The organism is Thiolapillus sp. (assembly GCF_048562965.1).
Lineage (GTDB): Bacteria > Pseudomonadota > Gammaproteobacteria > Chromatiales > Chromatiaceae > Thiolapillus > Thiolapillus brandeum_A.
This window is the reverse complement of record NZ_JBHNMF010000095.1, coordinates 1-9,119: the sequence shown is the minus strand read 5'-3', so window position 1 is coordinate 9,119 and position 9,119 is coordinate 1. Positions and strand designations below refer to the sequence as shown.

The window sequence follows — 9,119 nt, the reverse complement described above, 5'->3', positions numbered from 1 at the left end:
CACTTGGAATGATGCGCTTGTTTCAACGGGAGCCGCTTCAAAAACTCAAGAGGAAACCGCGAATACGGAAACGAACACATCCTCTTTCGCACAAAACCAGCCCCCAGAATCAGAATCTATAGAACGTGGCGCTAAACAAGAACCGACAACCCTAGCCGAACCGGTTACGAGTGCCCCCGCCCCAACGGGAAGTAACACATCATCTCATCACGGCCATGAAATAGAAGAAGCCAATCCCGAGGTTCCAAAGGAATTGCTGGATATGTGGCCGTCACGGCAGCTTGCTGAATGGGTCAATAACGGGGCTGCTTCCGAGGAAGACGACGAAGACACGAAAGCTTGGCTGGATAATACGGTCAAAGCCCTACAAAGAGCATTGCGGGGCTATGAAATGACCGCTGAGCTGATTGGTGCAAGACTCACCCCAAATGCAGCCCTTGTACGGTTTAGGGGCTCAGACGATCTGACCGTACCCAAGGTGGAGAAAAAACGGCAAGAACTACTCACCTCCCATGCTGTTGATGTCATCAATGTCCTTGCTGCTCCAATGGAAATTATCATCATGGTCAAACGACCGCACCGAGCAATCTTGCGGTTACAGGATCTCTGGAGAAGAAGGCAACTTCCCTCAACAGCACCGGAGTTGAATACGAGTTTGCTGCTGGGCGCGAAAGAGGCTGACGGTGAAATTCTATACCTGAATGTCGGCAACGAATTCGGTGGGCATCAGCCACACGGCCCTCACACTCTGATAGCCGGGGAAACAGGGAGTGGTAAAGGTGTACTGGTACAGTCTTTACTATTGGACATATGCGCAACCAACTCTCCGGAAAAAGCGCGCATCCGTATGATTGATCCCAAGGCTGGGATTGATTTTCCCTGGCTGCGAAATATGCCACATCTTGATGGTGACCTCATCACCGAGCAGGATGAAGCCATTCATGCTCTCGAAGAATTGGTGGGTGAAATGGAAAGAAGAAACCGTCTTCTTGCGGAAGCCGGTGTCACCAAGCTCGACAACTACAATCGCAAAGTCCCGCCATCCGAGCAGCTTCCACGAATCTGGTTGTTCCATGACGAATTAGCGGACTGGATGATGATTAACGAGTACAGAGATGCCGTTGATTTGAATGCAAGCCGCTTGGGCGTTAAGGCACGGGCAGCTGGTATAAACCTTGTGCTGATAACGCAACGACCGGATAAGGATGCCCTGCCGATGCAGCTCCGCGCCAATTTAACAAACAGACTGGTGCTGAAGGTTGCCGATAAGAAAAACTCCATGCTGGTTCTTGATGAGTCCGGCGCTGAGAGACTACTTGGACGCGGCCACCTGGCAGCAAAACTGTCGGGGGAAGGAAGAGTTATTTTGGCTCAGGTGCCGTTTGCCTCTGAAGAAGAAATATCTGAGTTAGCCAATCTAATAAAACTAGCTAGGTGTTAATAATTTATAGGAAAAGTCGCTATGGTTCACTGGAATTCAAGTCCCCATCCAATCTCTGATATACGGGATTGGAGCGAGGCAGGTCGTCTCGAATTGCGACCTGACTTCCAAAGACGTGGGGTTTGGTCCTCACCAGCACGCATCATGTTAATGGATACAATCTTACGCGATGTGCCGATGCCGAAGATCTTTTTGGCCAACACTATCATAGATGATCGAACCTATCGAGTAGTGATCGATGGACAGCAGAGAATCTCAGCCATTCTCGACTTCCTTAGAGATTGCTTTACTTTAGATGACCCATTTAACGGCGAAGAAAAAGGGAAGAAATTTTCAGAACTTAGTAGAGAAACAAAGGATAGATTTTTAAGCTATCAGATCGATTTTAATGAGGCCATCAACCCATCTGATGAAGAAGTTCGACAAGTTTATGCACGAGTAAATAAGTACACAGTGCCTCTCACAAAACAAGAACTACGTCGAGCAGATTTCCCGGGCGATTTCTTGAATATTTCTGAAAATTTAGCTGTAACTGAATTCTTTGATAACGCACGGATATTCACAGCGGCAAATAGGAGACGTTATGCCGATGTTGAATATGTCTCGGAATTACTAGCTGGAATGATTGAGGGTGTCCAAGATAAGAAAGAGACCTTAGATGACTTCTATATAAGATACGCGAACTGGGAAGAATCACACAGAGCAGAGACAGCTACTAGGTTTGAAGAAGTCTTACAGGAAATTTCTTTAATATTTGATGATACTTTTAATATTTCAAAGACACGATTTCGTCAGAAATCTGATTTCTACTCACTTTTTCTCGTGATAAACGAATTTATTTCATCTGGTAATGGCCTCCAAGGAAAGAATTTGGCCCCCTTGAGGGAAGACCTCCGTATTCTGGACTACACCATTCGGCCCGAGTCAGAGATTGATATCTGTAGTGAGTATGCTATTAAGTGCGTATCTCAAGCCAACTCTGCATCTAGTCGGACATGGAGAAAAAACTTCCTACATTCAGTTCTCCGAGGAACTTATGTAGGTTCACATACTGCCAGTAGTTCCGAGATGCTATACAGACTAATGGACGAATTTAAGAGAGAAGACCTATCTGGTATGTGCCCTCCTTCTGAGATCTTCTGCCCGATTTGCGAAAGGGAAATCACATTCGAAACACACGAAAATTTATTAGGTTGGCATCGTTCAATTCTAGAAAAACAATTCTCAAATGCAGAGTGGCTTCATTCTTCTTGTGCAAGAGATCAAGACGAATGGTTGGTAATGGAGCGCCCTAAGGATGACGATGACCAGCCAACTCTATTTTGATTTAGAAAAATTACGCAAAGGGAACTTTTTCATTCTGGATACGCCGATTCGGACTGATGAAGGTCAGCAGTACGAGCTAGAAGAGTGGATAGGCCGAGGAGGAAATGCCTCTGTCTTCAAGGGCAGGCATAGAATAACAGGTGAAGAATATGCCATAAAGTTTCTGATGAATACTAGCAGGAGTAGTGCAAAGAGATTCCTCCGGGAGGTTAAATTACTCAAGACCATGAGTAGTGATCATATAACAAAGTACTACGGAACGGGGCGTGTAGTCGTAAAGCACAAACGTACTTCTCGGAATGCCACACTCCCTTTTGTAGTGATGGAGTTGGCAGACTGCAACCTACAAGAAAAGATACGAGAGCAAGGTCCACTTGCGTATGAGCAGTACGCTGGTCAATTTAGAGGCCTTGCAGGTGCACTAGCCTCTTTGCACAACAATGCTGAAGCTGTACACCGTGACATCAAGCCAGAGAACATTCTTGTTGTAGGCAACCGCTGGCTGTTAAGTGATTATGGTCTTTGCACTTTTGTCAATCCAGGTGCGGAGGATTTGACTCCAGAAGGAAGGAATATCGGGCCCAAATTTTGGTTATCGCCCGAAGCACATAATCGACGCCTCGGCTGTGGGGATACGATAAACGCTGCATCCGATGTTTTTCAATTAGCCTCCATATTTTGGTATGTTGTAACTGGTCGGCACCCTAGCGGGATAGTTGTAGAAGAAGATTGGACGGGACCCCAAAAGTTGTTCGAGCTATTACATCGCTCACTGCTTCATGATCTCCAAAAACGTCCTCAAAACGGCAGTGAGTTTTTCTCTAGCCTAGAGGACGCGCTTAGAACTTAAAAGAAAGACAGGTCGCTACTTGTGACAAGCAAGGCACATCTTAGCTTTACCGTATAAATCATCAATATCTAAAGGCTCACTATCCGACCGTAACGGGTTCGGTTGAGACTTGCTTTTTTGCCTGGCTAGACGCTGCTCATGATCTTCCTTGATTTGATGGACACGTTCCGGCCTAGACAGCTCATCCAAAGATTCGCCCTGACTCCAGGTGAACGGAGAGCCATGATCAACGGCGTTTTTCTCATATGCTTTAGCTTCTTCAAACGCCTCGGGATGGCGCTCCATCAGTCTCACCCATTCAATTTTTTGCTGAAAGAAGCAGAAAGTACAGCCACTGCGTGTTCGCCAAGAATAGTAATGTGGAAGCCCAAGACCGGCTCCTTCCAAAATATCCAGCACGCCAGCCTTATCTATCCCTGCTTCTTTGAAGGGTAACTTAATAATTAGATTTTTATCTTTCGAAGAGTAGCCTTCCCGATATTCTTCATCGCCACGAATTGCAACATAGCTGTATATTTTTTTGCCTTCTTCAAGTAAAGGCAGAACCCATTGCTCAAATGGTCTCAGCTTTAACTGCCGTGTACACCATCTTGTCTGCGCCGAAGGCAAAAAGTCGTTGTACTGTTTTAACCAGAAATCAAAGTCTCTATCGGGATTCAGCTTGCGAATACGCTGACCCAAGAACCCTTCTAGCCTGCCAAGGTACTCGTATACTTCGGGAAGTTCTTTACCTGTGTCTGTAAAGAAATATTCAATTTCAATGTCCGGGTGGTGCTGGCGCATGTAAACAGCAAGTGCTGCACTATCTCGACCGCCGGATAATCCCAGAACGTGCATCTCATTTCCAGACATATCCTATGCGACCTTTCCGTTTCCTGTTTTCCGTGTCTCTACTTCAGGAGCCTGCATATATCGTGCGCTCAACTCCGCCAATGCTGCAAGAATAATGCTTTGGCTATTGGTATCCACGGCCTCGAGCGTTTTCGAAACCTGGTCAACAAGATCGTTGATTGCACCCCGATCAGAATCAATCACGTCGAACTCTTCCAGCAGCGGGACTGGTCTACCTTCCATCCCAACCAAAACCGCCATCGCCTGGCGTTTTTCCGGACGTCCCTTGATCCGTGTAAATGTTTCAGCTCTGAGGAACTTTTGCGCCATATCCGCAAGCTCTATAGATGCTCGATCCATATCTGGATCTACCCAGTCTCTAGGTGGCTTGTTTGCTGCAAGACTTGCAATGCCTTCGAAGCCTTCGTCATCTCCCTCAAATTGAGCCAGACGCCCGACAAAAGCATCTAAACGGAAATCTCCGGCAAGTTCTTTAACATTCTCAGCCCGCTCATGAAGCTCTAAGAGAGACTGACGTGAAAGGTTTGGAACCTGTAACTCGGCAAGAAGCATATCCCTTTGCTGATGAAGCATAAGAGGATATGCCTGCACCAATTCTTGCAGCCCTTCCTTCACTATCGAGACGATATTACGAATATCTTCTTTGTTGGATATCTCAGTCTCTTTGGAGTTAATCAATGCAGGAATATCGTCAAACAAGAACTTGTTCGGATCACGCGCACGCTTGAAAATATCACGTACTTGAATAGCTCTTGCCGACAGACGCATTGTCCGTTTCGTCCAGTTCGGCAGTTTTTCATAGATCGCCACGAGACCACGGGCTACATCAATCGGCTGAAGGTGTTTCAGTTCGTTTTTCTCATCAAGGTCCCGTACAACGTCGGCCATATCGGAAAGCATGCGACGTGAAATCTTATTCAGGTCCATCCAGCGCAGTTGGATCGTCTTGGCATCTTTGGCCATACATTCAACATCGACATCATCAAACCGCGCACGAAAAATACCCTCCCGATAAATGGCAAGATTTTCCCTCTGAGTGAGAATAAACGCGACTGACAAAACCGGCATCAATCCATCTTTGATCCCGTACGGTTGATCCGCCCAAAGATCATAGAGTTCTGAAACGGCAACTGAGCGCTTTTTATTTTTCTTTATATGCTGAATGGCTGCATTCCAGGCAGGAAAGAGCCTGTGTGTATCAGCCTCATTGTTGGCGGGAGCAACAAAGCGCCAGCCGTCTTTTGTTTCTGAGTACAGTCCTGTGGCTTCCAGCAATGAGGCGTAAAGACCGCCTTTAGCCGGATAACCGTCAATACCCAAACGTGGTTCACCCTCTCTTGTAATCATGTGCCTCAAAAGAGCGTTTTGCCCTGCAATAGCGCTACTGGAGGGCTTTTGCCTGTTTAGAAGCTCATTGTGGAGTTTAGGACATTGATCATAACGTCTTTCTGCAAGGTCGGAGGCAAGGCTATTCAAATCGGACTGACGATAGTGTTTTGTAGAATAACGTTTGTGGTACCATTCAGCCTTATCGAGGGACTTTGTTAGTTCAGTCTCCAACTGTGCCTGTAAATCTGTAAGCCTTGCAGCAACCTCTCTCCGTGCAACCCAATCACCGGCTAGTTCAGGGTGGTCAATGCTAACCTTATCAAGCGCCAGTAGTTCTCGTGCCAGCATCACAACCGACCATGCCTGTGGCGAATAGCCTGCTACGATGTCCCATTCGTCATTCAACTTGGCTGCATCCCGGCAAAGTGCTTTAACGTGCTCTTCCTCTTCACCCTCGGTTGGCACTACAAGAAGGAATTTGCCAATGACACCATTCTTGGACTTAAAGCGAGTCGCCACATCCATAACATCTTTTGCTGGCGTGATATTCACATCAAACCACCGCATAGCACCGGTTTCATGGTAGTGACGTTTAGCCAAAATGGGCTGCAACCCTGTCAATGATGTAAGTGCTTCAAAATCAAGCTCATCAATTTCGTCTAGCGCCACGCCTACTGCTTGATCAATATTGAAGTCGCTGCCAGCAAAAATGGCGTGTGCATCCTGAAACTTCTTAAATATTGTCAAAGATGCTTTGTTAAGCGTATTCAAAGCGCTCTTGAGTTCTTTTTCGCAAACATCAGGATAACAGGTCTTTAAAAGATCAAAATTTGCTACGAGGCCAGACCTCTCCTTAAAAAGATCAATAACGGCTATCGTTTTTAGAAGATCGACTAAAAAGTCATCGCCTTTCATGCCATCACATCTTTCTAGCGCTTCAGCGGCCATGGCCCAACGGTGACCATCCGGTGAAGCGAGAATGGAGGGTTCCAGATTGGTACGCAAGTAATCCCAAAGTTTCGATGGTGTATAGAGGTCTTCCTCATCCGCCGAGTACAAGTAATCCTGAAAGCCATGCGGTTCAGCCGAATTCAGAAAGCCAAAAATGCTGCGCTGGTTTTGACCAAATCGGCGACGAGAAATCGGTCCGAGCAGACATGCAACGACTGGATGCAGTGGCCAACAATTTTTCAGCATCTCCGCTAGACGGTCGGCATCCTGACTACGGCTCTTTCGAGCTATCTTGGCAACGGCTTTGGGTTGATTATTAGAGCGAGGAGCAGCCTTATTGTACTCAATCGCGCGAGATATCAGCTCTATCTGTTCTTCACCGATTGTGTTGACAGGCAAGTCAACAAAGCGTCCCTGAATTTTCGCCCATTCATCACGAAGCTCGTGTGAAAGACGATGTGCGTATTCGTCAAAAGTTTGATGCAAAACACCAACAAACAAAAAACGGCCATTGCTTCGGGAGGCAGCCTCTGCAAGTTGCTGAAAAATATAAACATCCGAACCATCCTGCGCAGCCGATTCAAGAAACTTCCCCATCTCATCTACAAACAGGATTAAGCCGCCGTGCGCCTTAGGCTTGCTCGTCGCAACATCCATCAAGCCGTTGACGACATGCTCTTCGGTCCAACCACCTTTGGGACGGCGGGTTACATATCCTCTTTCTATTAGGGCTTCTCCCAAAACCTCGACGGGGTTCTCTCTGCGGCCCACAACGGGCAGAATACGCCAACCTTTCGACCCCGTCGGCAGAGCCTTCCAAATGGCATTGGTGAGCTTACGTCCAAAGACTTTTACCGCCTCTTTCTGTAACTCCTGATTGCCATTGAGCAAAGCACTTAGCGCAATTGCCAAACTAGACTTGCCGCTTCCGTAAGGACCAGTCCACGTAAAAGCACCTTGCCCGGTTTCCGAGACATGCCGGACCATCGACATAAGAATGTCGGCGGAAGATTGCGGACAGATGAATCCATCAAGAGCGTTTTTGTCGCCCAAATCCGTATCAATGCGAATGGATTTCTGAAAACGCCGGGCTATCATAACCTGATCAACTAAAGCCACTATGCCACCTCCCTTTCATTTGAACATTCAAAGTCCTTTTGAACAAAATCTAGCGCACTGTAAAAATCGAACTCTGGGCTGCGTACGACCTGCTTGAGTCCTGCGGTCTCTGACCATCGCAGTGCATTATTTGTCACGCTATCTATATGGGATAGCCTATCGGCAACATCATTTTCATCGAGCAAAAAGACACGCCCCGGCGAGCCCGGCTTATGCGCAATAGCTTCAAACGAAAGTGTTGAAGATGCAGGCGAGAACTCTTTCCAAAATTCAATCAAGGCATAGACGAACGTGCCATCACCTAATGTGGTCTTTTGACCACGAACAAACCTGAATCCATCACGTTTTGACACGGGTTTGATCAACCCGAGTTCGGTAAGAGGACATTCGAGAGAATCATCTCGTCCGGCTTTTGCGGAAGAGGGTTGGGCGGCATATGTGCGGACAAAACAAGCCACATCATTTTTCACCGTCGTTTGAGCGGCATTGGGCCAATCGCGCTGTAAACGCTTGATAAATTTGTCCCGTTCAAAGGTTACCGCCGAGTAATAACTAAACGCCCAATACCACGTCGTCTTTTTTTTCCATTCAGTTGCCAATTTCCAATGAATCAGCCATAACGAATTTGGGTATTCCAGAAAAGGATCAACGCCGTTAACTCCGAATAACAGTTGACCGAGCGGCGTGGTCTTAACCTGATGAGTACCTGACGGCTCCTCAATAATGCCCGCGACAGTGGCCCAATGACGCATAGATGACACCATATTCTTACCCACACCAAAGCGCGCAATGGCATCACCTCCCCAACACAGGGACTTATTGTCCGGCTCCTGCTCGGTTGCAGACACGCGGTCATAGCACTTCTTTAGCCATCCGTACCGTAATGGAAAGGTCTCATGGCCTGAAAATTGAGGTTTGTAGTCTTGTTGGTAGAGTGGCCCGTGCGCCATGTTAGTTTCTCCTGGATGAACCATCCAGGAGACTTTAATATAGAGATGTGGTATGGTCAATCTCAATCTGGAAGGCACCACCAGAAGTCGGTGGAAACCTTTAAGAGGCTAATAATTAGCAGAAAAACCCGTAGCATACTGATTTATATGGAATATTCAAAGGTACTGTATTTTGATTACCAAGCAACAACACCCGTTGCTGACGAAGTTTTGCACAAAATGCAGCCATATTTCACCGAATCCTTCGCCAATCCGCACGCTTCAGATCATGCCCTTGGCTGGAAATCTGCCGCATCTGTCG

The 9,119-nt window shown here is 47.0% G+C and carries 7 protein-coding genes; 4 read left to right on the top strand and 3 right to left on the bottom strand.

Annotated elements, in window-relative coordinates; translation table 11 throughout:
* The 3 genes from ACOCD2_RS07245 to ACOCD2_RS07235 form a co-directional block, all read left to right on the top strand.
* On the top strand, positions 1-1,441 hold a 1,441-nt coding region (locus ACOCD2_RS07245; protein WP_419625665.1), incomplete at its 5' end, for an FtsK/SpoIIIE domain-containing protein.
* A 21-nt stretch (positions 1,442-1,462) separates the two neighbouring features.
* Complete coding sequence (locus ACOCD2_RS07240; RefSeq protein ID WP_419625663.1) at positions 1,463-2,767, top strand: DUF262 domain-containing protein; 1,305 nt, start codon at positions 1,463-1,465, stop codon at positions 2,765-2,767.
* Positions 2,739-3,617, top strand: coding sequence for a serine/threonine protein kinase (locus ACOCD2_RS07235; protein WP_419625661.1), 879 nt, complete (start codon positions 2,739-2,741; stop codon positions 3,615-3,617). Before ACOCD2_RS07240 ends, ACOCD2_RS07235 begins: the two co-directional genes overlap by 29 nt.
* 15 nt (positions 3,618-3,632) lie before the next feature.
* Here ACOCD2_RS07235 and ACOCD2_RS07230 read toward each other — a convergent pair whose 3' ends face one another.
* Genes ACOCD2_RS07230 through ACOCD2_RS07220 form a run of 3 tightly spaced genes read right to left on the bottom strand, consistent with a single transcriptional unit; the run spans position 3,633 to position 8,818 of the window.
* Complete coding sequence (locus tag ACOCD2_RS07230; protein ID WP_419625659.1) at positions 3,633-4,469, bottom strand: phosphoadenosine phosphosulfate reductase family protein; 837 nt, start codon at positions 4,467-4,469, stop codon at positions 3,633-3,635.
* Positions 4,470-4,472: 3 nt separating this feature from the next.
* Positions 4,473-7,868, bottom strand: a complete 3,396-nt coding sequence (locus tag ACOCD2_RS07225; protein WP_419625657.1) for an ATP-binding protein — start codon at positions 7,866-7,868, stop codon at positions 4,473-4,475.
* Positions 7,868-8,818: a DUF4007 family protein gene (locus ACOCD2_RS07220; RefSeq protein WP_293652547.1), complete on the bottom strand. Its 951-nt coding sequence runs from the start codon at positions 8,816-8,818 to the stop codon at positions 7,868-7,870. Before ACOCD2_RS07220 ends, ACOCD2_RS07225 begins: the two co-directional genes overlap by 1 nt.
* Before the next feature lie 15 nt (positions 8,819-8,833).
* On the opposite strand from ACOCD2_RS07220, the gene ACOCD2_RS07215 reads away from it, so the two are divergent.
* Positions 8,834-9,119 (top strand): aminotransferase class V-fold PLP-dependent enzyme (locus ACOCD2_RS07215; RefSeq protein ID WP_419625667.1); only part of this gene is annotated, 286 nt, incomplete at its 3' end.